Annotated in this window: 28 protein-coding genes and 1 riboswitch; of the genes, 3 read left to right on the forward strand and 25 right to left on the reverse strand. The window is 41.1% G+C overall.

Annotation, left to right across the window (positions count from 1 at the left end; translation table 11 throughout):
* Positions 1-54 precede the first annotated feature (54 nt).
* From ACFWMP_RS00780 to ACFWMP_RS00820, 9 genes are all read right to left on the reverse strand, one after another.
* Positions 55-1,365 carry a voltage-gated chloride channel family protein gene (locus ACFWMP_RS00780; RefSeq protein ID WP_042187964.1) on the reverse strand — a complete coding sequence of 437 codons (1,311 nt, stop codon included), beginning with the start codon at positions 1,363-1,365 and terminating at the stop codon, positions 55-57.
* A gap of 68 nt (positions 1,366-1,433) precedes the next feature.
* A riboswitch (Fluoride riboswitch) is annotated at positions 1,434-1,495 on the reverse strand.
* 7 nt (positions 1,496-1,502) lie between these two features.
* Complete coding sequence (locus tag ACFWMP_RS00785; protein WP_042187963.1) at positions 1,503-2,222, reverse strand: YebC/PmpR family DNA-binding transcriptional regulator; 720 nt, start codon at positions 2,220-2,222, stop codon at positions 1,503-1,505.
* 168 nt (positions 2,223-2,390) lie between these two features.
* Positions 2,391-3,500 (reverse strand): 5-methyltetrahydropteroyltriglutamate--homocysteine S-methyltransferase, encoded by a 1,110-nt coding sequence (locus ACFWMP_RS00790; RefSeq protein ID WP_379421685.1) that lies wholly within the window; start codon positions 3,498-3,500, stop codon positions 2,391-2,393.
* Positions 3,501-3,516: 16 nt separating this feature from the next.
* Complete coding sequence (locus ACFWMP_RS00795) at positions 3,517-4,449, reverse strand: LysR family transcriptional regulator (RefSeq protein ID WP_379421686.1); 933 nt, start codon at positions 4,447-4,449, stop codon at positions 3,517-3,519.
* A 122-nt stretch (positions 4,450-4,571) separates the two neighbouring features.
* Positions 4,572-5,687 carry a phosphodiester glycosidase family protein gene (locus tag ACFWMP_RS00800; RefSeq protein ID WP_340969287.1) on the reverse strand — a complete coding sequence of 372 codons (1,116 nt, stop codon included), beginning with the start codon at positions 5,685-5,687 and terminating at the stop codon, positions 4,572-4,574.
* A gap of 174 nt (positions 5,688-5,861) precedes the next feature.
* Positions 5,862-7,403 (reverse strand): TPM domain-containing protein, encoded by a 1,542-nt coding sequence (locus tag ACFWMP_RS00805; RefSeq protein WP_379421687.1) that lies wholly within the window; start codon positions 7,401-7,403, stop codon positions 5,862-5,864.
* Positions 7,404-7,611: 208 nt separating this feature from the next.
* On the reverse strand, positions 7,612-7,965 hold the full coding sequence (locus ACFWMP_RS00810) for an acylphosphatase (RefSeq protein WP_149644596.1): 354 nt from the start codon (positions 7,963-7,965) through the stop codon (positions 7,612-7,614).
* Between the two features lie 256 nt (positions 7,966-8,221).
* Positions 8,222-9,160 carry a cysteine synthase A gene (cysK, locus tag ACFWMP_RS00815; RefSeq protein ID WP_379421688.1) on the reverse strand — a complete coding sequence of 313 codons (939 nt, stop codon included), beginning with the start codon at positions 9,158-9,160 and terminating at the stop codon, positions 8,222-8,224.
* 70 nt (positions 9,161-9,230) lie between these two features.
* Positions 9,231-10,256 (reverse strand): LacI family DNA-binding transcriptional regulator, encoded by a 1,026-nt coding sequence (locus ACFWMP_RS00820; RefSeq protein WP_042193856.1) that lies wholly within the window; start codon positions 10,254-10,256, stop codon positions 9,231-9,233.
* A 326-nt stretch (positions 10,257-10,582) separates the two neighbouring features.
* On the opposite strand from ACFWMP_RS00820, the gene ACFWMP_RS00825 reads away from it, so the two are divergent.
* Positions 10,583-11,635, forward strand: a complete 1,053-nt coding sequence (locus tag ACFWMP_RS00825; protein ID WP_379421689.1) for a 2,3-butanediol dehydrogenase — start codon at positions 10,583-10,585, stop codon at positions 11,633-11,635.
* A 79-nt stretch (positions 11,636-11,714) separates the two neighbouring features.
* On the opposite strand, the gene ACFWMP_RS00830 is transcribed toward ACFWMP_RS00825, so the two are convergent.
* From ACFWMP_RS00830 to ACFWMP_RS00840, 3 genes are all read right to left on the reverse strand, one after another.
* On the reverse strand, positions 11,715-12,287 hold the full coding sequence (locus ACFWMP_RS00830) for a GNAT family N-acetyltransferase (protein ID WP_379421690.1): 573 nt from the start codon (positions 12,285-12,287) through the stop codon (positions 11,715-11,717).
* A gap of 20 nt (positions 12,288-12,307) precedes the next feature.
* Positions 12,308-12,988: an HAD family hydrolase gene (locus ACFWMP_RS00835; RefSeq protein WP_076285811.1), complete on the reverse strand. Its 681-nt coding sequence runs from the start codon at positions 12,986-12,988 to the stop codon at positions 12,308-12,310.
* A gap of 150 nt (positions 12,989-13,138) precedes the next feature.
* Positions 13,139-14,587, reverse strand: a complete 1,449-nt coding sequence (locus ACFWMP_RS00840) for an MDR family MFS transporter (RefSeq protein ID WP_256721729.1) — start codon at positions 14,585-14,587, stop codon at positions 13,139-13,141.
* Positions 14,588-14,738: 151 nt separating this feature from the next.
* On the opposite strand from ACFWMP_RS00840, the gene ACFWMP_RS00845 reads away from it, so the two are divergent.
* A complete protein-coding gene (locus ACFWMP_RS00845; protein WP_076285812.1) occupies positions 14,739-15,287 on the forward strand; it encodes a PadR family transcriptional regulator in 549 nt (182 codons plus the stop codon).
* 60 nt (positions 15,288-15,347) lie between these two features.
* Here ACFWMP_RS00845 and ACFWMP_RS00850 read toward each other — a convergent pair whose 3' ends face one another.
* From ACFWMP_RS00850 to msrA, 4 genes are all read right to left on the reverse strand, one after another.
* Positions 15,348-16,754 carry a sensor histidine kinase gene (locus ACFWMP_RS00850; protein ID WP_339247916.1) on the reverse strand — a complete coding sequence of 469 codons (1,407 nt, stop codon included), beginning with the start codon at positions 16,752-16,754 and terminating at the stop codon, positions 15,348-15,350.
* Positions 16,751-17,293 carry a response regulator transcription factor gene (locus ACFWMP_RS00855; protein ID WP_379421691.1) on the reverse strand — a complete coding sequence of 181 codons (543 nt, stop codon included), beginning with the start codon at positions 17,291-17,293 and terminating at the stop codon, positions 16,751-16,753. The genes ACFWMP_RS00850 and ACFWMP_RS00855 overlap by 4 nt, the downstream gene beginning before the upstream one ends.
* Positions 17,294-17,312: 19 nt before the next feature.
* The gene (locus ACFWMP_RS00860; RefSeq protein WP_379421692.1) at positions 17,313-18,431 is read right to left on the reverse strand and encodes a cell wall-binding repeat-containing protein; all 1,119 of its coding nucleotides are present in this window, start codon (positions 18,429-18,431) and stop codon (positions 17,313-17,315) included.
* 173 nt (positions 18,432-18,604) lie between these two features.
* Positions 18,605-19,117 (reverse strand): peptide-methionine (S)-S-oxide reductase MsrA, encoded by a 513-nt coding sequence (msrA, locus tag ACFWMP_RS00865; RefSeq protein ID WP_341125287.1) that lies wholly within the window; start codon positions 19,115-19,117, stop codon positions 18,605-18,607.
* Positions 19,118-19,280: 163 nt separating this feature from the next.
* Here msrA and ACFWMP_RS00870 point away from each other — a divergent pair, with 163 nt between their 5' ends.
* The gene (locus ACFWMP_RS00870) at positions 19,281-20,189 is read left to right on the forward strand and encodes an aldo/keto reductase (protein WP_379421693.1); all 909 of its coding nucleotides are present in this window, start codon (positions 19,281-19,283) and stop codon (positions 20,187-20,189) included.
* Between the two features lie 57 nt (positions 20,190-20,246).
* Here ACFWMP_RS00870 and ACFWMP_RS00875 read toward each other — a convergent pair whose 3' ends face one another.
* From ACFWMP_RS00875 to ACFWMP_RS00915, 9 genes are all read right to left on the reverse strand, one after another.
* The gene (locus tag ACFWMP_RS00875; protein ID WP_379421694.1) at positions 20,247-21,053 is read right to left on the reverse strand and encodes a class I SAM-dependent methyltransferase; all 807 of its coding nucleotides are present in this window, start codon (positions 21,051-21,053) and stop codon (positions 20,247-20,249) included.
* A 56-nt stretch (positions 21,054-21,109) separates the two neighbouring features.
* Positions 21,110-21,739 carry a class I SAM-dependent methyltransferase gene (locus ACFWMP_RS00880; protein ID WP_339271078.1) on the reverse strand — a complete coding sequence of 210 codons (630 nt, stop codon included), beginning with the start codon at positions 21,737-21,739 and terminating at the stop codon, positions 21,110-21,112.
* Between the two features lie 74 nt (positions 21,740-21,813).
* Positions 21,814-22,212, reverse strand: a complete 399-nt coding sequence (locus ACFWMP_RS00885; RefSeq protein WP_042127470.1) for an RrF2 family transcriptional regulator — start codon at positions 22,210-22,212, stop codon at positions 21,814-21,816.
* Between the two features lie 109 nt (positions 22,213-22,321).
* Positions 22,322-22,726 (reverse strand): hypothetical protein, encoded by a 405-nt coding sequence (locus ACFWMP_RS00890; RefSeq protein ID WP_042187936.1) that lies wholly within the window; start codon positions 22,724-22,726, stop codon positions 22,322-22,324.
* A gap of 67 nt (positions 22,727-22,793) precedes the next feature.
* A complete protein-coding gene (locus ACFWMP_RS00895; RefSeq protein WP_379421695.1) occupies positions 22,794-23,567 on the reverse strand; it encodes a DUF817 domain-containing protein in 774 nt (257 codons plus the stop codon).
* Between the two features lie 66 nt (positions 23,568-23,633).
* Positions 23,634-23,849 (reverse strand): helix-turn-helix domain-containing protein, encoded by a 216-nt coding sequence (locus ACFWMP_RS00900; RefSeq protein ID WP_379421696.1) that lies wholly within the window; start codon positions 23,847-23,849, stop codon positions 23,634-23,636.
* 10 nt (positions 23,850-23,859) lie between these two features.
* Positions 23,860-24,333 carry a DUF2975 domain-containing protein gene (locus tag ACFWMP_RS00905; protein ID WP_379421697.1) on the reverse strand — a complete coding sequence of 158 codons (474 nt, stop codon included), beginning with the start codon at positions 24,331-24,333 and terminating at the stop codon, positions 23,860-23,862.
* A 203-nt stretch (positions 24,334-24,536) separates the two neighbouring features.
* Positions 24,537-24,752: a helix-turn-helix domain-containing protein gene (locus ACFWMP_RS00910; RefSeq protein ID WP_042127458.1), complete on the reverse strand. Its 216-nt coding sequence runs from the start codon at positions 24,750-24,752 to the stop codon at positions 24,537-24,539.
* A 10-nt stretch (positions 24,753-24,762) separates the two neighbouring features.
* A complete protein-coding gene (locus ACFWMP_RS00915; RefSeq protein ID WP_076298949.1) occupies positions 24,763-25,245 on the reverse strand; it encodes a DUF2975 domain-containing protein in 483 nt (160 codons plus the stop codon).
* Between the last annotated feature and the right edge of the window lie 4 nt (positions 25,246-25,249).

Genomic DNA, 25,249 nt, shown 5'->3' on the forward strand with positions numbered 1-25,249 from the left:
GGTAACAGTTTAAAACGCATGCCGTTACTTGTCAACTTAGAACGGGAAATGTTGTTATTTTTTGCGAGGTCGTTTAACATTACTTATTCTAGTCCCTTGAGGAATTGAAATGAACTGGCTCTTCGATACACCAATAAGCTGTGAAGTATAAATACTACTATGTCCGGAGAATAAATAACTCACTACACAAGCGATGAACATGTATACAGCCCCCTCTGACCCGAACAGCTCAATCCCCATTAAAAAGCAAGCGATAGGCGTACTGGTAGCTCCACAGAAGACAGCAATGAATCCGAGAGCTGCCAGAAACGGTCCATATACATGTAAAATTCCAGCCAAAGCATTACCTAATGTGGCTCCAATCGCAAATAGCGGAGTAACCTCACCACCCTGAAATCCTGTTCCTAAGGTAAAGGCGGTAAAGATCAGCTTCCATAAAAAAGCGAAAGGAGAGACATCTCCCTCAAAAGAATCCTTGATTAATGGAATTCCGAGGCCTAAGTAATCACGGGACCCTACAAGGAATACTAACGCTATGATAATCAAACCACCCACTGCACCTTTTATCATAGGATTGCTTATCATGGCGGTGAAGATTCTTTTTAGTAAATGAGTCAGTTCACTGAAAAGCATACTCACGAGACCAAAAATTACAGAGGCCAATACCACTTTTAGAATAATCATTAAACTTAAGGTTGGAAATTCATTCACGACATAGTGAGTATGATGAACGCCCCACAATCGAGTGGTGACCAGATCACCAACAAAGCTAGCCACAAAACATGGAAGTAATGCCTGTTGGCTAATAAGTCCAATGGTTACTACCTCTAGACCAAATAAGGTTCCAGCCAGCGGTGTTCCGAAAATAGAACCGAAGCCACCGCTAATCCCGCACATTAACAGTATTTTGCGATCTAACGGGCTGATTTTGATTAATTTCCCAAACCACTCCGCGAGGCTTCCTCCCATTTGTACAGCTGTTCCCTCCCGTCCGGCAGATCCACCAAACAAGTGAGTGACCAGTGTTCCTAACAATACTAAGGGTGCCATGCGTAATGGAATGGTCTCTGTACCATCCTGAATTTGTTCTATAATAAGGTTATTTCCTTTAGCGCTGTTTTTTCCGTAACGCATATATAAGAAACTAACAAATACTCCCCCAAGAGGCAGCAAATAAAGTAGCCATGGATGCTCTAAACGTACATCTGTTACATAGTCTAAGCTTTTCAGAAAGAAAGCCGAGGCAGTTCCCGATAAGAGTCCAACCACACTTCCGAGTACAATCCATTTGATAAATGTACTCCAAAGTGCAAAATGACTTCTTTTCTTCACGAATTCATGCCATCGTGCAGACCATTGATTCATAACAGCAACTCCCAAAGTCAGTATAAATTAGTCTCTAGCAACAAAACAGACTCCTACCAGTGAAGCTCACTCTGGTAGGAGTCATTAGTCTGAAGAGACGGTTGTGGCGAACTCCATCGCCTTGTTATATGTTATTCTTAGTCCTCAGAATCTACGTTATGATACACTTGTTGAACATCTTCTAAATCTTCTAAGGCATCAATCAATTTTTCGAATTGAGCTTGTGCATCTTCAGGAAGTGTTACATAGTTCTGTGGAAGCATGTTCAGCTCAGCAACCGTAAACTCAGTGATTCCTGCATTCCTGAACACTTCTTGTACAGCATGGAACTGATCAGGTTCAGCGTACACGATAACCGCTTCATCCTCTTCTAGAACATCACGTACATCAAGTTCTGCATCGAACATCATCTCAATCACTTCATCGGCAGTTTTACCTTCTACACCGATAACAGCCGTTGAGTCAAACATGTAGGCTACAGATCCGCTGACACCCATATTCCCGCCATTCTTACTGAATGTAGAACGGATCAAAGGCGCTGTACGGTTAACGTTATTCGTAAGTGCATCGACGATGATCATCGAACCGTTAGGTCCAAATCCTTCGTAACGAAGCTCTTCATAATTCTCATCACCGCTGCCTTTGGCTTTATCCATTGCGCGGTCAATAATGGCTTTTGGTACATTGTAAGTTTTTGCACGTTCTAATACAACCTTCAAGGCCCGGTTTGCTTCTGGATCGGGTTCACCTTTCTTGGCTGCTACATAAATCTCAACACCAAACTTTGCATAGACGCGACTTGTGTTGGCGTCTTTGGAGGCTTTCTTTTCCTTAATATTATTCCACTTACGACCCATATTGTTCCCGCTCTCTTTCAACATGAATTAAAAACAATTGTTACTTATTATACCCTTGATTAATAGCTCTAGTAAAGTGCGCTGGTAGGTTAATCCTCTAAGCTGTTACAATACACGCATAAAAAAGGCCCCTAAATCAAACAGGAGCCTTCTAAAAACTTATTTTATTTATACCCAAACCTCTTGGGCTGTTTCAATTACGAGGCGCATTTTATCCCACTGCTCTTCTTCGGTTAGGATATTTCCTTCCTCGGTGGAAGCAAACCCACATTGAGGACTTAAGCAAAGCTTCTCAATATCTACATATTGTGCCGCTTCTTCAATACGCGCTTTGAGCTGCTCTTTGCTCTCAAGACCACCATGTTTCGTAGTAACTAGTCCCAATACCACAAATTGATCTTTAATAAATCGTAAGGGCTCAAAATCGCCCGCCCGCTCATTATCATACTCCAAGAAAAAAGCATCCACTTTAGTATTCGAAAAAAGTTCTTCGGCCACAGGCTCATAACCACCAGCTGCGAACCATGTGGAACGGAAATTACCTCGGCATACGTGAAGCGCGATCGTCATATCACCTGGACGATTGGCAATGCTCTCGTTAATCAGCCTAACATAATCCTTAGCCAACTGATCTGGATCTGTACCTCTGCTTCGTAAATGCGCCCGATGTCTACCACTACACAGCGTTCCCCAAGTTGTATCGTCTAACTGGAGGTAACGGCAGCCTGCATCATAGAATGCTTGGATTGCAGTTCGGTAAACAGCAATAATATCTTGGAATAGGGTTTCTTGATCCGGGTAAACTTCATTCCCGTTAAAGTCCTCCACAAAGTGAAATAAAGCAGGTGAAGGGATCGTCATTTTCGGAATTCGGTCTCCGGCCATTTGTTTCAAAGCGATAAATTGGTCGATCATTGGATGATCTATAAAGGCAATCCGGTCCACGATTCGAAAAGATTCCGCGCGCTGAACCGCTTCCGCTCTTCCTTGATTTAAGTTAATCTTCTCAGTTCCTTTAATCCCTACAAAGAAATCGAGATGCCACCAGGAACGGCGAAATTCCCCGTCTGTGACCGCCAATAAACCCACTTCTTTTTGCAGTTCCAGTAGTTTGGCGATTTCAATATTCTCAATTTCATGAAGCTGACTGCCCGTGATTTCACCATTGTCATATTGGAGGCGGGCTGTTTTTATCTCATCCGTTCGTAAGAAGCTGCCAACGATATCGTAGCGAAAGGGTGGAGCATTTCTCTGGGTGCCAATTACGGGTCTAATCATACCGATCCTCCTACTGCTATAGTAAAAAATGATTTAGATCAAAATAACTTCCTGAAACCAGGTCATTCAAAATCTCGATATACTTAGATGCCATTACACTCGGTCTGCGATCTTTATGCGCTATCCAGCCAACCGTAAATACTTCATTGCTCTCAAAAGGAATCGTCTTCAGTCCATCACCATTTAGATCAGACGCCAGAATTCCTGTGCCTACCGTATAGCAATCCGTACCCATTAATAAATTGGTCAGTGTCGCTCGGTCATTCACCTTAATATTCTTCTCAATTTGTGAAAAGCTTAACATTTCCTCTGAGAAGTGCAGTGAATTGTTCTCACCCTGTTCAAAAGTGATATAAGGGAACGGCACAATATCATCCTGTGTAATGACGTCCTTATGAGCCAGCGGGTGTCCGGTTCGAACATAAAGATGCGGATCGGTATTAAAAAGTGGTGTGAATTTCAGATTGCCTTCACTAAACAGTTTATTCATATGCTTATAGTTACTCTCGTTAATATAAAGAATTCCTAAATCACTACGCAAGGTACGTACATCTTCGATAATCTCGTAGGTTTGCGTCTCTCTCAAGCTAAAGTTGTATTCTGAGACGTCATTGTGCTTCATGAGATTTACAAAGGCGTCAACCACAAAGGCGTAGTGCTGCGTAGAGATGGAAAAATAGATCGGACTACGCTTTTTCCCCGTATAACGATTCTCCATAAGCTCTGTCTGTTCAATAATTTGGCGGGCATAACCCAGGAATTCCATTCCCTCAACGGAAATACTGATTCCACGGTTGGTCCGCTCAAAAATCGTAATCCCCAGTTCACTTTCTAACTCTTTAATGGCATTGGACAGGCTCGGTTGAGAAACAAAGAGCTTCTTTGCCGCCTCATTCATGGAGCCACTATTTGCAATTTCGATAGCGTAGCGGAGTTGTTGCAACGTCACTCCTATTCCCCCTGTTCCAGACCTGTTAGTTCTGTATTCTGTTTCATGCTAGGTGATATCGTAGCATATTTTCATATGGCTATCCAAGATAATCCTTATCTTATTTACGTATTAAGAGTGCTTTAGCGTGTACGCTTCTTAGCAGCATCAATTTTGGAGGGGTCAAGTCCCTTCCAAATATTCGGCATATCGACTTGCTCAGGGTGCTCAAACACAAGAAAAGCCGTAGGTAAATATCGTTCCCCATATTGAGAAGATGGCTTGTTCATAATCTCGTTGTCTTTTACCAGTACGGTAGAAGAACCCCCATCCAAATTGGCAGCAATCACTGCTCCATGCTTAAGAAGGATTTGCTGCACATCGTATAGATTTGCACCAATACTATAAGTAGGTTGTCTTCCATCAATAACAACAAATATAATCGCTCCGTCAGCTCGCTGGCCCATCGCTGTTCTTGGTGCAATTCCCCAACCTTCAGCCGCGTTCTTAATCAATCCTTTTCCATTGACGATTAAACGAGGGCTAAAAGTCACTGCCTCCTGAACACCCATTTTACTAATCTCGTCTAAAGAATAATTTCCAGCAACCATCTTCCCTTGTTTATCAAGACCTACGATTTGCGTGGATTTCTTGCCACCGAGACCGTTGTAATATAACTTACCTTGTGATATCACAATACCGATAGGTTTAAATCCGTTACCTTTCCAGTTGGGGTCAGCGAATCCACCACCGTTAACTCCAGCGATAGCACCTGTGCGCTTCACCATACTAGTTACTTTCTCACCTGACCCTACTTTATCCGGAATTCCCAAACGAACTTTAGTAGGATCATTAACGATCATGACATATCCGGAATATCCAGTACCTGATACATTTTCTATCTCGACCAGTGGTTTCTCTTTTACTTCAGGTTCAGGAGTGATGGTATGTGTGTCCTTTTCGACCCCCATCTCTTCAAATTGGGCGCTATATTCAGTCACTCTGTTCTTTAATCCGTCCTCACCAATAATATATTTAGCCATGTAGCGGTGCTGTGTTGTAATCAGTGTATCAGCGATTGAATAGCGCAGATTTTTAGCCGAAGGTGCAAAGTAAAACCAACCGCCTCCAGCAATCAACAAAATTAAGCAGAATAAAAACACTTTGGATAGTGTTCGGAAAAAACTCCGTTTCTTACGTTTTTTTGTTGGCTTCTTTTTACGTACGGTGGAACGTTGAGGTAATGATGAAGTGCTCACTTCTTTTTCCTCCCTGACTATTACGGAATTTGAAAATAAATGTCTAACTTTATCATAGACGATAAATTTTATGAAAAGTTACTATTAAGTAACAACCTAAAACAAATAAGTAACCTCCTAAAACAAAAGAAGCAGGTTTCGGATAACCCGGAAACCTGCTCATCTTCAACCTTTTTAGTGTCTACCCGCTCCGCCACCACTGCTGGCGCTACCCCCACCACCTGATGAGCCACCACCGCCGGAATAACCTCCTCCACCGGAAGAGCCACTATCATTGTTAGAGTAGCTGCTGCTGGAAGAGCTGGAGGAGCTGGAAGAATGTCTACCTGCACCTCCGCCACTACTCGAGCCTCCGCCCCCACGATTCTCGTTGCTTGAGGAATATCGTCCTGCTCCGCCACCTCTAGTAGATCCGCCTCCACCACTGTTTCCCCAGAAGCTTGACTGTGAGTTATTGGATGGTGTGTTTCTATGATGATGGTGGTGATTATGATGGTGATTATTATAACGTCTGTGCCAACGTCTACCATAACCGTAATCCGCTTGACCGTACCAATTCCCATACCGACGAATATTTCTTGGGCTATACGGATTAAATGGCAAACCGTACATTTCAATATATTTATTGCGTCGTGAAAGACCATATCCGAACAGTATGAGCGGAGCAAATATCAATAAGTAAATTAGAAGGCCTTTTCCTACACTAACACTGGTCTCCTTTGCTGAAGTGGTTGTTGAGAAAGAATTGGCGGCTGTAGTGCCTCCACTGTTTCCCGTCGCTCCAACGGATTGATCCGCTCTAGCCAATAAGAAGCTGTACAAAGCATTAGAAGTTGCCGTAGCTCCCGTTCCGTAATCTTTTTTCACAAATTGGGGCTCAAGTACAGTATCCAAAATATTGCTGATTGCATCATTAGTTAGAACCTTGTCGATGTCCTTCCCTTGAAGAACATGATAGTTGTCTCCACCTATGTCTAGCACGAGCATAACATCCTTAGGGCCAGCAGCAACGGAGGCAAACTTCATGTAGGTATAATCCTGAAGTGTTTTATCTCCTGCGTTCTTTACAGTAACCACATAAATTCCGCTGCCAGTTGTAGTTTTATATCTGTTGCTAGATTCGTTCAAATAATCCTTTGTTACTTTTTTGAGTACACCGGCATTATCGGATACATAGTTTTTGGTGCTGACATTTTCCACCCAGGTCCCACCCATGGCTTGAATAAAAGCGCCATAAGTTTTACGTGCACCGTTACTATAAGTTTTAGCTGCAAAATCCGGCTCAAGATATTGAGAGAGAATATCTTTAATCTTACTGTTAGGCAACGTGTCCTCAATACCCTTACCTTGTACCGCCCAGTAGTCATCATCTTTTATAGAAAGCAGTAGCAAAAGCCCGTTATTCTTATCCGCAGAGCCTACACCCCAGCTATTGAATAGCGAAGTTGCATACTCTTCCATCGAAACTCCATTTGTAGAATCGACTGTCACCACTACGACTTGAGCACCCGTATCCTGATGTAATCGAATTCCATAGTTCACCATGTAATTCTCAGCTTTCTCGTCGATCACATTCGCAAAATCATTCACATAAAATGACCCAGTATGCTTAGGTACAGCTGTCTTGGCTGAAGTTAAAACCGGAAGAAGCAAAACACTTAACATCAGGGTGGCAAGTGTGGTAAGAAGCATCTTTCTAAAAATTCTGTAGTTCATATGTACCTCCTGCTCTATCATAATCTCTTTTATTTATCGGTTACGCATGGCTTAAGCAATAGTTCCATTTTATTCTATTCTGTGTATTACACAGCGAAGAATGAACTGAGAAACTTTAGTCCCAATTAATCTATTCATATTCTTTCTCCTCTATCTTCCTAATCCAAAAAAGACAATCCACTTCTTAATTCTACCAATCCATATGTACTTATTTCACTATCGTAAAATCTTTCTCACTCTCATTAAGAGGCAGATCACTCATAGTTACTTTCTTTACAGATGCCCGTTTCAATGATTTCATGCAATGGACTAGAAAAGAGATTCGCTGCTCTTCTCCTTGTACTTCTACCTCTACACTTCCGTCGTTTAAATTTTGTACCCTACCCGTTAATTTCATTCTTTCAGCAATCGTATATATTTCCAAACGGAATCCTACGTTTTGAACTCTACCTGAGAAAACCACTTTCTTTCTAACGACAGGACTTGAAGGAAAATCCAGTAACTGAATACGATTTGCATGCCAAATCACATAATTATTTCTAACTTTTTTGAACACATTCACACGTTTCATACTCCTTTTTTAGAGCTACTACGATTTATGCTATATTGTACCATAGCCATTGGTAAAATAAGGGGCTGAATTGATCACTCTTTAATTACTAAATACACAAAAAGACTCAGCATTCCGCTGAGCCTCCTTGTTTGTATTAACCTCAGTGCTAGAAATTAAAATACTCCTGATTTGCACCCATCCGATGGGTTTGATTCAATTCGTTAATTCTAGCCACTTCTTCTGTATTATCTTAGGTCAAACCAATCTATTCGTTAAAATCAAACAGAGTAGTTGTTAAATAACGTTCACCAGTATCCGGCAAAATCACCACAATCGTCTTCCCTTTATTTTCTGAACGTTTAGCAATTTCTGTAGCTGTGTATACCGCCGCACCAGACGAGATCCCTACAAGTAACCCCTCGGTCTTGGCAATTTCACGCGCTACATTAAATGCGTCTTTATTCTTCACCTGAAAAATCTCATCGACAACCTCTTTATTGTAAATCTCCGGAATGAAGTTAGCCCCAATCCCCTGAATTCCATGCGCACTAGGCCGGCCACCAGATAATACCGGTGAATCAAACGGTTCGATAGCTACGATCTGTACCGAAGGGTTCTTAGCCTTCAAAGCTTCCCCAACCCCTGATATGGTGCCTCCAGAACCAACACCCGCAATAAAAATATCTACATTTCCATCAGTATCCCGCCAAATTTCCTCTGCAGTTGTCGTTCTGTGAATTTCAGGGTTAGCTGGGTTGCTGAACTGTTGTGGAATGAATGCATGTGGAATTTCCGCTGCCAATTCCTCTGCCTTTTTCAGAGCACCGCTCATTCCTTCAGCTCCAGGTGTTAATACAAGCTTAGCACCAAGTGCAGCCATCACCTTACGGCGTTCAATACTGAATGTATCCGGAAGTACGATAATCAACGGATAGCCAAGGCTAGTAGCAGCCATTGCAAGGCCAATGCCGGTATTGCCACTTGTTGGCTCAATAATTACAGAATCTTTGTGAATTAAGCCATTATCCTCAGCATCTTTGATCATCGCATACCCTATACGATCCTTGACGCTACCTCCAGGATTAAAAGACTCTAACTTGGCAAGGATTTTTGCTTCAACGTTCTGAGATTTACTATATTTCGAAATTTCCAATAACGGTGTATTACCAATCAAATCTGTTACGCTTTTATATATATTAGCCATAATAATCTCCTCATTTCATATTCCCCCATCAACTTACTTAGTATTAAGTCTAACAGGATTTAGAGGATTTTCAACCTGTCGTACTACGCTTAACCGAAACACTAGACTCTCGCACAATTAAACGCGGATCAAGCTGTACTCTTTGGTAGTCGCCCGTAATATTATCCTGAATGCGTTGCAACAGAAGCTGAGTAGCCAATCGGGCGACTTCATTGCCCATGATCGAGACCGAACTAATCTGCGGACTTGTAATGGTTGTCCATGCGTTATTATCCACCCCTACCACTGCCACATCCTCAGGAACACGAACGCCTAACTCTTTAAATCGGTTTACAATCCCTATAGCAACCATGTCATTTACAGCATATATTGCATCTGGCATATGGGTCAGGCTATAGAAATAATCTGCAGCTTGTACCCCCGTTTGCAAGGAGAAATCCTCTCCAAAATAAACCAAAGAAATATCCACTTGATTTAACGCCTGCTGATAGGCAAGATAACGATCTTCAATGAGATCCTTCTGAGCTCCTGCGTAAGCAATTCTAGTTCGGCCAATATTGCTTAGATGTTCCATGATTAGCTGGCCCTCAAAACGTGACAGGCTTACGATATCCGCTTTCACATTCTCTGTAATGCGTTTCCCGTAGTTAATGATCGAGACAGGAACACTCGATTTATTAATTAGCTCTACCATAGTCTTGGGATAAGCAAGAGGCATGATAATGAGTCCATCAACATGTAATTTCTTGATCTCACGAATCGTTTCGAGCTCTGTCCGCGGATTTCCGGAAGTATTAATCTGAATGACTCGATAGCCGTCCTGTTTAGCTGCTTGCTCCACGGACCAGGCGATATCTGGAATAATGGCATTTCGAATGTCGGGAACGGCCAGAGCGATTTGCTTCGTTTGGCGAATCTTCAGACTTTGTGCAGAGGTATTAGGTGTAAAACCCATCTCCTCAATCACTTGCAGTACTAATGCCTTAGTCTTGGAACTAATTCCCTCCGAATTATTAATCGCTCTTGAAACAGTAGCAATACCTACTCCCGCTCGTTTCGCTACATCCTCTATGGTTACTTTGTTTTTATTAGCCAAGTTGATAGTCCCCTCATTTTCGGAATCGTTTCCGTAATCATAGCTATTATTAAATCTATCCGTCTCATTCAAGCCGTTTTTCCAATGTATTTATTATAACATATATGTACTTATAAAAGCACTTATAGCAAGTACGACACAGTCTATATACCCCTGCTATTGCTAAGTTCAGGTGAATTTTTTCACTAATTTTCGATATTAATATTTTAGTATTTAAATTTGACAATATGAAAATTATGTGACATATTTGTTGTCGGAAACGTTTCCTCTTTTCCAGGAGAAAAACACTATTTATTATCAATTAATTAATCTAGGAGATGAATGATATGCAAGCATTAAGATGGCATAACGTCAAAGATCTACGGTTAGAAACGATTGAAGAACCAGCAGCACTTGAAGGAAAAGTGAAAATCAAAATAGAATGGTGCGGGATTTGTGGCAGTGATCTTCACGAATATGTAGCCGGTCCTATTTTTATTCCCCAAGGTACAGATCATCCCCTTACTGGTGAAAAAGCGCCAGTCGTAATGGGACATGAATTCTCTGGACAAATCGTTGAAGTAGGTCAAGGCGTTAGCAAGTTTAATGTTGGTGATCGAGTTGTCGTTGAACCAGTTTTTGCATGTGGTGAATGTGTAGCTTGTCGACAAGGCAAATACAATCTTTGTGAAAAAATGGGCTTCCTAGGTTTGGCTGGAGGCGGCGGTGGATTCTCAGAATACGTTGCAGCAGACCAACATATGGTGCACAAAATTCCTGAAAGCTTGTCCTATGAGCAAGGCGCTCTAGTAGAACCTTCTGCAGTTGCTCTGCATGCTGTTCGTTCCAGTCAATTGAAGGTCGGAGATAAAGCTGTAGTATTTGGCGCTGGCCCTATCGGTTTGCTTGTGATTGAAGCTTTGAAAGCTTCCGGTGCAGCTGAAATTTATGTTGTTGAGCTCTCAGAAGAACGTAAGAGCAAAGCTGAGGAACTTGGTGGTATTGTAATCGATCCTAAACAATATGATGTGGTTGAAGAAATTCAAAAACGTACCGATGGCGGCGTGGATGTTGCTTTTGAAGTCACAGGTGTCCCTCCCGTTCTAACACAAGCTATCAATTCCACTAAATTAAGTGGTCAAATCATGATCGTTAGTATTTTTGAAAAAGATGCTACCATTACTCCAAACAACATCGTACTTAAAGAACGTAATTTAACTGGTATCATCGGATACCGTGATGTATTCCCAGCAGTAATTAGTCTCATGGAACAAGGTTACTTCCCTGCGGACAAATTGGTGACTAAAAGAATCAAATTGAACGAAGTAATTGAACATGGGTTCGAGGCGCTTTTGAAGGAAAAAAATCAAGTGAAAATTCTTGTAAGTCCTAAACAATAACCATAAACAGCCAAGTGGCTGATCTATAGAGCAAGAGTCCTTCTCCATAAGAGAGGGACTCTTGGCTTCTTTTATATAATTATGAGTACTTCTCATTTAATAAATAGTGCAGATTCTCTTTTACCGATGGCCATTCGTTATCCAAAATACTAAAGACAACATTATCATGAATCGAACCATCAGATCTAATTCTATGCTGGCGTAGAACCCCTTCTTTTACAGCCCCTAATCGTTCTACCGCTCTTTGCGACCTCAAGTTAGTCTTCACCACTGTAAATTCTACACGAATCAGCTTTAGCTCTTCAAAACAATAATGAAGCAGTAATGACTTAGCCTCGGTGTTCACACTCGTTCTCCAATATTCAGGTGAGATCCACGTACATCCGATTTCAGCATTGCGATGAACCAAATCCGGATGCATGATTCGAGTGGTACCGACGATTTGTCCAGTAGCTTTTTCAATGATGACGAAGGGAATTTGCGATTCATTGTTTTGATTTGCGAATGCGGTTGTGATTAAATCCTGTACCTGCTCGTCCGACGTTATTTTTCGCCAAGTAAATTCCCAGATGTTTGGATTTCTTAATACTCTCGCTAGCCCTTCTACATGGCTGTCATCCATTGGAACCAGCTTGACTGTATTGCCCTCCAAGATTGAATTACGAGGTTGGATCATTTCGCACACCGCTCTCTTAATGATATATGTTGGATGATATCCGCAATTTCTTCTACTCGATAAGCGATATGATCTGCCCCAGCATTCTCCAGTTCTTCTTTAGGTCCGTAACCAAACGTCACACCAATAGATTCTACTCCACAACCTATAGCACCAATAATATCATGCTCTCGGTCCCCAATCATCACAGCTTCCTCCGGAAGAATAGCATTCTGATCGAGTACGTACTGTATCACATCTTTCTTTTTAGAACGGGTGCCATCCAGATTACTACCACCGATATGCTCAAAATAATGATCTAGTTTATAATGCTTAAGAATTTGTTCAGCAAAAACAGTAGGCTTGGAGGTAGCTACATACAATGAAAATCCTTTATTCTTGAGGTCTTCCAGTAGTTGCGATATACCTTCAATCACCATGTTCTCAAGCATTCCAACGGTGCTGTAACGCTCACGGTAGAATACAACTGCTTGTTGCGCTTGTTCCTCTGAGAACTGATGCAGCTCGATAAATGAATCATAAAGAGGTGGGCCTATGTAAGGAAGAAGTTTATCCAAATGCTCGATCTGTATATCAAATTTGTTCAATGCGTATTCTACGCTTTTTGTTATGCCTTCTTTAGGGTCCGTTAATGTACCATCCAAATCAAATAAAATACTTTGTAGTCCTCTTCCCACTGCTGTCTTGCTCCCCTCAATTGATATTAATGGATGTATTTATAATACCTTCGTTTCAAGATACTTTCCACATACTTCTCACATATAAAAACATGAAAAAAGCAGATCAAGGCTAAGTCCTTGGTCTGCTTTTCTAATGTGATGCGAAGGTTATCCCGCACTTTGAACAGAAATTACACTACGCTTCTTGCGCAATAAAAACATAAGTGGTAATCCAAACAACACGATGATAGAGCCGACTACGAATACATCATTCACACCCATAGTGAACGATAATAATCTTATCGAATCTGCATTACCTGCACCTGAACTGATCAATTCTTTAGAGTGCAGTATGGATCTTGTGGACAAAATAGAAGTGAACACCGCAATCCCAAGTGAGCTTAACACATTCCGAACCCAGTTGTTGATCGATGTGGCATGACCTGACCATTCGACTGGAATTTCCTCCATAGACGCTGTGCTACTCGGAACGTTAGCTAATCCAATACCTAAATTCCGAACAACCATGGCCCACATAATGAAGCTGTAAGAAACATTTGTATGCAGCCGACTCATCATGAATAAACCGATGAAAATAAATAAAATACCAGCAGAAATTAACTTCACAGGCCCAAACTTTGGATACATCTTACCTACGATTGGACTAAGTAAAGCCAGAAGAATCGAAGATGGCAATAAGATAAGCCCCGTTTTAAGTGTTGTTGCTCCTTCTACCGTTTGTAAGAACAATGGAGTTAAGTAAGTTCCAGCATACATTGCTATCGTCACCAAACTATAGATACTAAGCATGGCAGTAAAGCGCCGATTTCGAAAGACACGCAGATTCAGCAGTGGTACTTCCGCCTTCAGCTCGTGCAAGACGAAGAAAACTAAAAGTACGATCCCCACAAGTATTAAGGATAGGGTCTTCCATGAGCTCCATCCCCAGCTATTGCCTTGGCTAAATGCGGTTAATAAAGATAAGCTGCCCAGTACAACAGTTAGGAAGCCAGGAATATCAAATGATTTCGGAACATTCATTCGATAGTATGGAATTAACGTTACGGTTAGAATAATAGCAATGATCCCAATGGGAATGTTAATTAAAAATAACCAGTGCCAGCTAGCATACTGAAGTAACCATCCGCTAAATGTCGGACCTATGGCTGGGGCTACCATCGCGGATAGCGACCATAGGCTCACGGCGAAAGGTCTGCGTTCAGCTGGAATCACTTGGAATATAATCGTCATCGTACAAGCCATAATCAGCCCGCTGCAAGAGCCCTGAAGCATTCGAAATACAATCAGAGAGGTTGGATTCCAAGCTACTGCACAGAGTAAGGAGAACATGGTGAATCCCATCAAAGCGAATAGATACAGTCGCTTATAGCTAAATCTGCCTCCCAGATATCCGGCAAGTGGTGCAGTTACTCCCGTTGCTAGCATAAAACCTGTAACCATCCATTGCATAGTGTTCAGGTTCGAATGGAAATGATTCATTAAAAGAGGAACAGCTATGTTGATGGTCGTTGTACTTAAGACAGAGACGAAGTTTCCGAAGAATATGGCAATCATAATAGGCCAAAAATGAATTTTACTTTCTTGTTTAACGTCCACGCTACCCCTCCTTATCTTTTTATATGTCTACTTTTACATATATAATTCAACTTAAATAATGTTATAATCGTATGGATAATATGTCAATGATGACATATCGCCAAAAATCACAATGAAAACGGATTTATAATAACTGGAGGGCTTCATAGTAATGAATACACTGTCTTATGGACTTCTTGCTTTACTAAGTGCTAACTCGTTGTCTGGATATGAATTAACACAGAATATAAAACCCTTATGGCGAGCAGGACATAGTCAAATCTACCCTCTTCTTATGAGCATGGAGCAGCAAGGTTACATTTCATATCAGCTCATTGAGCAATCGGATAAGCCGGATAAAAAGGAATACTCCATTACGGAAGCAGGACTTGAGCAATTGCGGAATTGGGTGGAAACTCCAGCTGAGCCTCCAGTCCTACGGGACGAGCTACATTTTAAGCTGTATAGTCTATGGCTCTCCAAACCCGAGGAGGCAAAAGAACTTCTACAAAAACGAGCGGAGTTTTGTAAAAGTGAGCTAGAACGATACAAGGTCTTGCTGAAAGCTAACGAAGTCTTACGTGATGAACGAAGTGAGAGTCGTGAATTAAAAGCAACGACTTTTGGACGCTATTTACTCATTCGGAAACGTGTGCTCGATATGGAGAGCTCTATACAATTTTGCGAGTGGGCACTTGAAGAGCTTGAGCCAGCAAAATAGCGTTAGCTGACAACAATTAAAAAGAGACTTCGCGTACATACGCAAAGTCTCTTTTGGCTCTTACTTTTCGGATTTTGTTAATCTAGGCAGCCGTACCTCGCATCGGGTTCCAACTCCAGGCTGACTTGTAATTCGAATCTTACCGCCGTGTAATTCTACAAGCTTTTTAACAATGGATAGTCCAAGACCTGTACCACCATATTGCCTGGATCGTGATTTCTCAACTCTGTAGAAGCGTTCAAAGACATAGGGCAGTTCTTCCTCAGGAATACCTATTCCGGTATCCTCTACAATAAATAAAACGGTATCTCCGTCGACATCCTCATCTACATGGACGGTAATCTCACCTTCATCCGTATAACGGATCGCATTCTCCAGAAGATTCATCATAATCTGTTCCATACGCTTTTCATCTCCACGAACCCTATACGAAACTCCATGATACATAATCTTCAGCTGAAGTCCCTTTTCTTTGGCTTTCAATTCCACTCTGCGTACCGCTTGTTCTGCCATGTGCTTAAGATCTATCCAGTCCAGCGTAAGTGAGATTTTACCTTCTTCCATCTTTGCCAGTTCAAATAAATCTTCTACCAGATGCTCAAGCCGATGCGCTTCCTCGTGAATAATATCCAAATACAGATCTCGTTCCCCTTCGGTCTCATAAAGCCCATCCTTTACGACCTTAGTATACCCCTTCAAATAAGTGATGGGTGTTCGTAGTTCATGAGAAATGTTGGCTAAAAATTCCTGACGCGTGTCCCTATATCTTTGCAGATCTATAGCAAGGTCGTTAATAGCTCCTGCCAAAAATCCGATTTCATCGTTACTCCGTATGGAAAGTCTCGTTTCCAATTCACCGGCAGCAATTTTTCTAGTCGCCTTCTGCATCTTGATCAGCGGCCTGGATAACAACAAACTAATTATTCCCGTGATCCCTAGTGCCAATATAAAGGCCCCAATTCCTGCGAGCAACAATAGATTACGGATAGAAGCCAAGGATTGCTTCATATTCTCTGTAGAGGACATTACATATAGTGCAGACTGGATGGTTTGACCATTTGAAATTGGTTTCCCAGTGATGAAATATCTGTGTCCAGTAGGATCTGTATACTCAAAATTCACACTTTTTCCGGCAAATATCCGACTAATATCCGAAGCATTTATGAATGAACGATCTGCGCGGTCATGAATACCCGAATGCAGAATGACACTACCGTCTTTTGAAATATTAAATATACTCACGTCCGAAAACTCTGCAAAAGTACTCATCATCTGCTCATTTGAACTATCCGGTGATTCAGCCATTACGATAAAATGCGAGGTTAGCTCCTCAGTTTCTTTTTGCATCTCGTTGTAATAAAAACTGGTAAACATTCGGTCTATCGTTATCCCAAGAATAAACAAAACAACTAAAAAAACAGACATAATAACTGACCCGAGCTTCAGTCCGATCATATTATTCTTCATAGATGATTACCTGGGATCTCAAATTTATAGCCTAACCCCCATACCGTTTGAACAGGATTATAAGACAGACCCGCCTTATGTAATTTCTCGCGAATATTCTTAATATGTGTGTCGATGACACGGTTCTCACCCTCATAATCATTACCCCATAAACGCTCCACTAGTTCTTCTCTCGTAAAGACACGGTGCGCATTTTGCGCCAAGGCCGTTAGCAGATCAAATTCCTTGAGTGTAAACTCAACTGCTGTATCCAGAATATGTACCTCACGAGCATCCGGGTAAATCGCTAGCTCAGGGTAGCTCAGAACTTTTTTCAGAGGTTGTTGGGTCGATGTAAGCATTGAACGCCGTACCAAAGAATAAATTCTTGCCACTAATTCCTCTGGCTCGAACGGTTTGGTGAGATAGTCATCCGCTCCTATTCCGAGGCCACGAACCTTGTCCTTAGTTTCTGAGCGAGCTGTTAGCATTAGAACGGGGACAGAGCTTACCTCTCTAACGGCTTTACAGACCTGCCAGCCATCCATATCTGGCATCATCACATCCAGCAGGATTAGATCAAAGTTCTGTTACGTTGATGTCCCCAGTTAACCAAGCATGATTATAGGGGCCTTCTGCTGGTGAATCTTGAAATTTAGGTTGAAGGGTCATCATATATTCCATCACGGAATCTGGCAACCCGTCTTTTTCCGTAAAGATAAGCGGTGCATGTTTCCCTAAATGCGAAAAAGGTGCAGCGGCGATCGCCAGCATCGTTGAATCGGTAGTCAACAAAGACAAGTTATGTCCAGGTGTCGTTATGCCCCAGCCGAAACCGTTGCTGGCGTCCTTAAAAGTAGCAAAAGCAATGGCATTCTCATAAATGTCTTTTCCAGCTATACGGGTTACTGTGCCGAATTCCTGTAATTGCTTTTCTACTGCTGTAGATACAACTTTTTCAGGTCCTAAGATATAAATCGTAGCCGAACCTCCACGCTCTTTCAAAGCATCAACCGTAGGGTCTGGAATTTCATCTTTTGTTACATAGAGAAGCGGCTCTGGCATATGGGCGATCCAATTCACCGCAGGCAGTGTGTACTCAGGACTATCCATAGAACCTACAATGACTGCCTTTGGAAGATCACCGGAAGCTTTTGCATAATAAGTATCAATAGCTTGTGCTACAGCTGCCGGCTCGTCCCCTTCAATTCGGTCTACTTTCAGATCCAGTGTCTTTAATTGTTCTTCGACATTGGAAGCCATGGGTCCGACGAGCACTACTTGTACACCATTATTACCTTCTGCGCCTAAAGGATTCAACCGCTTAAGCTCTGCTAACGTTGCCTCAGGGACACCCTCTTTAGTTGTAAAAAGAATAGGGCCATTATTCGGATGATGGATCAAATCCGCACTAACCGCGGCAATCTGCCAATTGCTTACATCCGTCAATACTACACTTGAAGGTCTGTTGTTCTTCGTCTGTGCAGTCCAAAGGGTTTGTGAAACGATAACTGCTGCCTCAGTAGGGTCAGAAGTGTTTATACGAGTTGTGTTTTTTGTTGCGATCCATGGTTGATCCACTGAAGATATAGAAGCTTGCTTATCTGATCCAGATGGGGCATTATTGCTCGATTGACAGCCAGCTAACACTGAACTTAGAAGCAATGTTACAGCAACTATGGGTATGATTTTTTTCATCCTAAACCCTCCATTTTAAATTTCTCGCTTAATTTAGAGTAGTTTAGTCTTTAAATGTGTAGAAAGTATGTAGAATTTAAAATATATAAAATTTGTATATGATGTAAAAAGAGCACCTGTAAGCCATAAACGACTTAGGATGCTCTTTTACTTTAGGAATTCCGTTTCTGCAATTACCAGTGTTTAGCGATAAAGGAATCCCGTCCGGATTGCTCACGATCCTCTTTATAATGCTTGGGATTCTTGTGATGATAGTCCTGATGATATTCTTCCGCTCGATAAAAGGTTGGCGCTGGAAGGATTTCCGTCACAACGGGTCCTGAGAATCTGCCACTCACAGCAACCTGCTCCTTCGAGGCAAGGGCTGCTAAACGTTGTTCTTCGTTATAGTAAAAGATGGCTGTCCGGTATTGTGTTCCTCTATCCTGAAATTGTCCACCATCATCCGTGGGATCAATCTGAGGCCAATATAATTCAAGCAGCTTCTCGTATGAAAAAAGCGATGGATCAAACGTAATTTGTACCACCTCGTAATGTCCTGTTGTTCCTGTTTTGACTTCTTCGTAAGTTGGGTTCTCAGTTAATCCTCCAGCATATCCCGATACAATCCCTTGGATACCTGGTAACTCCTCGAACGGTGTAACCATGCACCAAAAGCAACCACCTGCAAACATTGCTTGTTCCATATGTTCAAGTCTCTCCCTATCCATCATCATCTAGTAAATAACATATGCTATGACGATAATGCTTCTAGGTTATAATGTCAAAGGAAATCATTCATTTACATTCGAATTCGATGCTTTAAGGCGTTATAATATAACAAGCAACGGAATTAGAAAGGAACAACCTATGAATAAAAATCGTTTGGGTCAGTCCGATTTATATGTAAGTGAAGTAGGACTCGGATGCATGTCCTTAGGTACGGATGAGGCACAAGCCATTTCCATCGTCCATGAAGCGCTCGATCAAGGCATTAACTTTTTAGATACAGCCGATCTGTATGATGAGGGTCGTAATGAAGAGATCATTGGTAAGGCGATTCGCCACCGCCGCGGTGAGGTGATATTGAGTACAAAAGTGGGTAACCGCAGAATTCCAGGTCAAGAAGGCTGGAGCTGGGATCCATCAAAATCCTATATTAAATCCGCAGTCAAAGACAGCCTAAGACGCCTCCAAACGGATTATATCGATCTGTATCAGCTGCATGGCGGAACGATTGATGATCCGATAGATGAAACTATTGAAGCCTTTGAAGAACTTAAGCAAGAGGGGCTAATCCGATATTATGGGATCTCTTCTATTCGACCTAATGTCATTAGAGAATATGTAAAAAAATCAAATATTGTCAGTGTAATGAGCCAATACAGCATTTTAGATCGACGTCCTGAGGAGGAAATCCTCCCTCTGCTGGCCGAGCATGGGATCAGTCTTATTGCCCGGGGTCCTTTGGCGGGTGGCATCCTTTCGGAGAACGGCCGCAGCAAAGCAGAGAAGAAGTACTTAGATTACAGCAGTGAGGAGCTTCTGAAGATGCATGATCAGCTTGTGCAGGAAATGGGTCACTCTCGCCCCCTAACACAAACGGCGCTTCATTATCCGCTAGGTCATCCGTCTGTGGCAGTTATTATCCCTGGAGCGAGTAGTATGGAGCAGCTGAAGAATAATGTAACGGCTGCTAAGTCAGCTCCACTGTCTTCGGAGGAAATCGAAATGATCCGCGGGTTGAGTAAAACGAACCGCTACACACTACATCTGTAAAGTAGTCTGTCATTTATAAAATTAAGAGCGCCAGTTAAGAAACTGACGCTCTTAATTTTATTTTCTTTTACCGATGTATAACAAATGGGATGAGATGCCCAAGATTGAGGGATCATTTGCTTTGGATATGAGAAAGTTAATCAAGCTCTCTTCCCCCTCTTGGTGAGTCCAATACTGTTGCTGCTCTGCAGATAACATGGCTGCAATACTTGATGAACCAATTAAATCTATCGACTTAAATCCATTCCTTTCCATAAAAGGCTGAATCTCATCAATGTTAAAATAATATGCACCTGTAAATCGGCCCTTGTCACTATGATTAAAGATTCCTCTCTCATAGAATTCATTGATGGTGTTCATATTATCGTTCGGTTTCCACTGCTGCGGGGATTGTAACGAATTAATGGTCATTCTCATTCGACTTTGAAAAGCCACGAATACTAAGCCATCTTGCTTGGTCACGCGGTGCAACTCTTTTACTGCTAAAATTCGTTCCTCTTCCTTCTGCAAATGATACAAAGGACCGAGCATCAATGAAACATCATAATTCTCATTAGGTATGCCTTCTAAATCAATAGCATTTAAGTTATGAAACCCGTCAAATCGCTCAGTTAATTCTAGTTCAGCTGCCTTTTCCGTTGCTACTTCAACTAATTTAGGTGTGATATCTGAAAGGGTTACTGTATATCCGAGCTTAGCCAGTTCGATCGCGTATTTACCGGGTCCCGCGCCATTATCCAGCACCTTCCCAGCTGATGGCATATATTTCTTGATATAATGGAGATTAATAATGAACTCTAAGGGTTCTCTATCCAGCCTGCCCCACTCATCAAAGCTAGAGTAATAATCAATAATATTGCTCATCAACATAACACCTGCCTTCTTTTGAAATATATTATCTTCGATATGTCGAAATTTTTCTATAGTTCTTTCTTACATTTTACCATTAAAAAGTTTATCGACGGTTTATTGATCATGTCCTTGTGCGGCTCATCAATTTCAGAGAACTCAACTAGTCCATAGGTTTCAAACTCTTGTGTAATGGATTCAGCATCATAAAAAAATATTTTTACGCCATAATCTGTCTCGTAGTAATTTTTATCCAATAGAATACCTTTTCCAAACATAGGAGCTTTTTTCGAAACTGTTGTAAAAATCATATAACCACCTGGCTTTAACTGGTTGTAGCAATCCTTAATGAACTTTTCTCTTTCACTTTTATTCAACAGATGAATAAGACCATGGCAAAATATTCCTTCATAGAGGTTATTATCATACGGCATGTCATTCACTGAACCATGAAAAATGCTAATATCAATTCCATTTTGCCTCGCCAAATCAATTGCTGTTTGAGAAATCTCAATACCCGTTACATTTATCCCACTCTCTATAAAAACCTTTGCATTCCTGCCATATCCAATCCCTGGTACCAATATGTCTTTAACATTCCTCTCAAGGAAAAAGTCCTTAGTGGCGATCGCAGAGTCTGTAGGTTCAAATCCCCACATCGTTTGTTTTTCTATAAAGCTTGATTCCCAGAATTCCGTCATATTTCATTCTCCTTTATATTAAAGTCATTACGGACTTATATTATCTTTAATTATATTCAAAAAAGAACGGATCTTTACTCCGTCTTCATTGTTTTCGCCAAATCTGCAATTTTCTTGTTTTCCAAGTACTGCTCCATCTGTCTTTCAGCGTCAATCACAACCTGTTGAATCAGGCACTCGCTACCGTGATCCAGGCTACATTCGAACAAAGATGCAGTCCCTTCGATCGCATGGATAATATCCAGAAAAGAGATCTCTTCGGACTTCCGTCTGAGACGATACCCACCGTTTGCTCCGGGTGCAGATTGAATCAATCCAGCCTTGACTAGCTTGGTCATCATTTTGGACAGATAGGTTTGCGAAACACCCAGCTTCTCAGCAAGTAATTGAACACCTACAGGCTTATCGGACGCCGCCGTCACCAGATAAAGCATTGCATGAAGCGCATAGTCTGTCGCTTGGGAATATTTCATTCAGCACCTCCATTAACGACTTTGAAAATCCATAATAACTCTAATCGTTAAAAAAGACAAGCATGTGCAATCAGCTGCTTTCTTCTATCCTCTGGAAAGAAATTCAGATCTATATAATTTCCCTTACAACTGGTTCCGATGTTGAAATAATATCAACGACATGGTCAATACAACAGATCCCATAGTGTTTATATGGTTTTGGAAAATCCTTTGATGCAAATATTCCATTAGAAATAAAATCAAGATACCTTGATTTTTTATAAATCCTAAATGTTCTTCCGTCAAATTCCTCGTAATCATCCCAAGAAGTAAAGAATTCATTTCTAATCGAATATGCAATATAGGAGTGAAAATCAACTTGTATTATGGGAGAGCTTTTCTCACCATCCATAAGAGGCTCAGCTATATCACTAGCTTTGCTTTTACAAAAAGATAACCTTAGTTGATTTACCTCTGGCTCTATTAGACCAAAGAAAAACACATCCTGCAATTCTTTTAAATCTGTATATTCCATCTCATCTCCCCCTCATCACTAATTTGTTCTTACTCCATGTACTACTATTTCCTTTGAAGACAATACTCTACTCTTTCACGTTACGGTTAGCTTTAACATGTTTAAGCTGAGCAACTATAATGACACTAATAATGACCAGAAGGAACCATGAACTGATCTTACTGACACTAACCACATGCCATACCTGATTCTGATCAGGATATTTCCAAGCATTAAAGAATGTAGCGATATTCTCAGCTAACCAGATAAAAAAACCTACTAAGAAAAAAGCCAGTGTCAAGGGCATCCGATAAGTAGTGTTTCGTACCCGATAAATGATCCAAGTTTTCCAAAAAACAATGAGTACAAGCCCCTTTAGCCACCAGCGAAAATCAGGAATGAAGTGATGCGTGAAAAAGTTCAGATAGATAGCTGCTCCGAGCGATCCAGCAGCAGCAAGTCCCGGCCAGCCCGTCATATCCATTTTCAGTCTACGCCAAATTTGACACATATAGCTCGCGACGCTCGCGTACATAAACCCGCTATACAGTGGCACTCCAAACACCTTGGTTAGCCCGGGTTCAGGGTATGACCATGACCCCATTCTTATCTTATAAATTTCCAGCAGCAAACCAATAATGTGAAATACACAAATGACTTTAATTTCATCTAGCGTCTCTAATCCAGTACGGTACATAAGGTATTGAACGGTAAGCAATATAATAAGAATGGCATCATATCGGTAAATGTAAGGCAGATCTATTACGTTAGAGAGAGCTAAAGTCCCAAAGATCGCAATAGGAAATATGCAACTCATCGCCTGATGATAGCCAAAATGCAGAAGCTGCGTTGTTGATTTCAATGATGATCTCTCCTTTCCAGGCAATGCTGTTCTTTTCAATCTGCGGAGTCGATTACTCATTACGATTTAAGCATCTTCGTCCATTAGGTATTCTAAAATATCTCCAGGCTGACATTCTAAAGCTTTACAAATCGCATCAAACGTTGATAATCGAATCGCTTTTGCTTTTCCATTTTTCAATATAGAAAGATTGGCCATTGTTATTCCAACCCTATCTGTAAGCTCAGTAACGCTCATTTTTCTTTTAGCTAACATCACGTCAATATTCACTATAATCGCCATTATCTTCACCTCAGACTGTTAAGTCATTTTCTGATTTTATTTCTATGGCATTTTTCAAGAGCTTTTGAAGAACAGCAGCAAAGACCGCAATAACGATTGGAGCACAAGTCATGACAAGTCCGAGTACGACTAGACCTGGTGCATCGGCTTCCTGTGCCATTTCGTAAATAAGTGGCATACCTGCCGCATATAAGATACTGATGATAATTGCACAGTAAATTATATTTTTTAAAGCCTTAATGGATCGTTGTGAGAACGCTTTGTTCTTGTCAATGTAGCTTAGAAGTCTTAACGCCTGATATAAAGCTACGAAATAGGCTATCACCGTTACATACACCCCTATAAGAACGGGATAAACCAAATACACCGGATAATCTCCAGCTGCCTTGTTAGGTATCGTAGGTAACCAAAAAATACACAAAGCAAGAACCGGAAGTCCAATAAGAATTACAACTATCTTTAAAAAGAGTGTTTCTCGTTTCATAAACTACACCTCACAAAGTTAATAATCTGGATTCAATTTATCACATAATTTATCGTTATTCAATATATATTGATTGTATTACAATTATTTTTTATCATTAATATATCCCCTATTATTTTTTACCTCCAATTATTACACATCAAAAAGGCCCCCTCCTCATCAAGATTGAGAAAAGAGCCCTGCCTCTACTATTCATTTATTTCTTAAGTCTCCTCGTCACTTTTGTATTCTAAAATATCTCCAGGCTGACAATCTAAAGCTTTGCAGATCGCCTCTAATGTTGATAATCGAACCGCTTTCGCCTTTCCATTTTTCAATATAGACAGGTTAGCCATTGTTATTCCAACCCGCTCCGAAAGCTCGGTTACGCTCATTTTTCTTTTAGCCAGCATCACGTCAATATTAATAATAATCGCCATTGTTTTCTCCTCAGACCGTTAAGTCATTTTCTGATTTTATATCAATAGCTTCCTTCAAAAGCTTTTGGAGCACCGCAGCAAACACTGCAATCACCATGGAAGCAAAAATCACAACCACCCCAATGACAATGAACCCTGGGGCATCATCTCTCTCCGCGACGAGATAGAAAAGTGGCAATCCCACTACATAAATTCCACTGATTGCAATTGCACAGTTCCTGATATTTTTTAATACCTTTACAGATAATTCTGAGAAAGCGTTGTTGTTGTCAATATACCCTAACAATTTGATCGCTTGATACAATGCAAAGTAAAAAGGTATCGCCGATGCATACAAATCAATGTACAAGAGATATTTAATATAGGTTTGATCAGGGTATAATTCTGCTGCATAATTCGAAATCGCAGGCACAAAAATTATACACAAGGCAAGAACTGGAAGTCCAATAAGAACAACAGCTATCCTTAAAAAAAGCGTTGATCCAAGTTTCATAAAA

The sequence above is a fragment of the Paenibacillus sp. NPDC058367 genome, from assembly GCF_042723305.1.
Taxonomy (GTDB): Bacteria; Bacillota; Bacilli; order Paenibacillales; family Paenibacillaceae; genus Paenibacillus_AQ.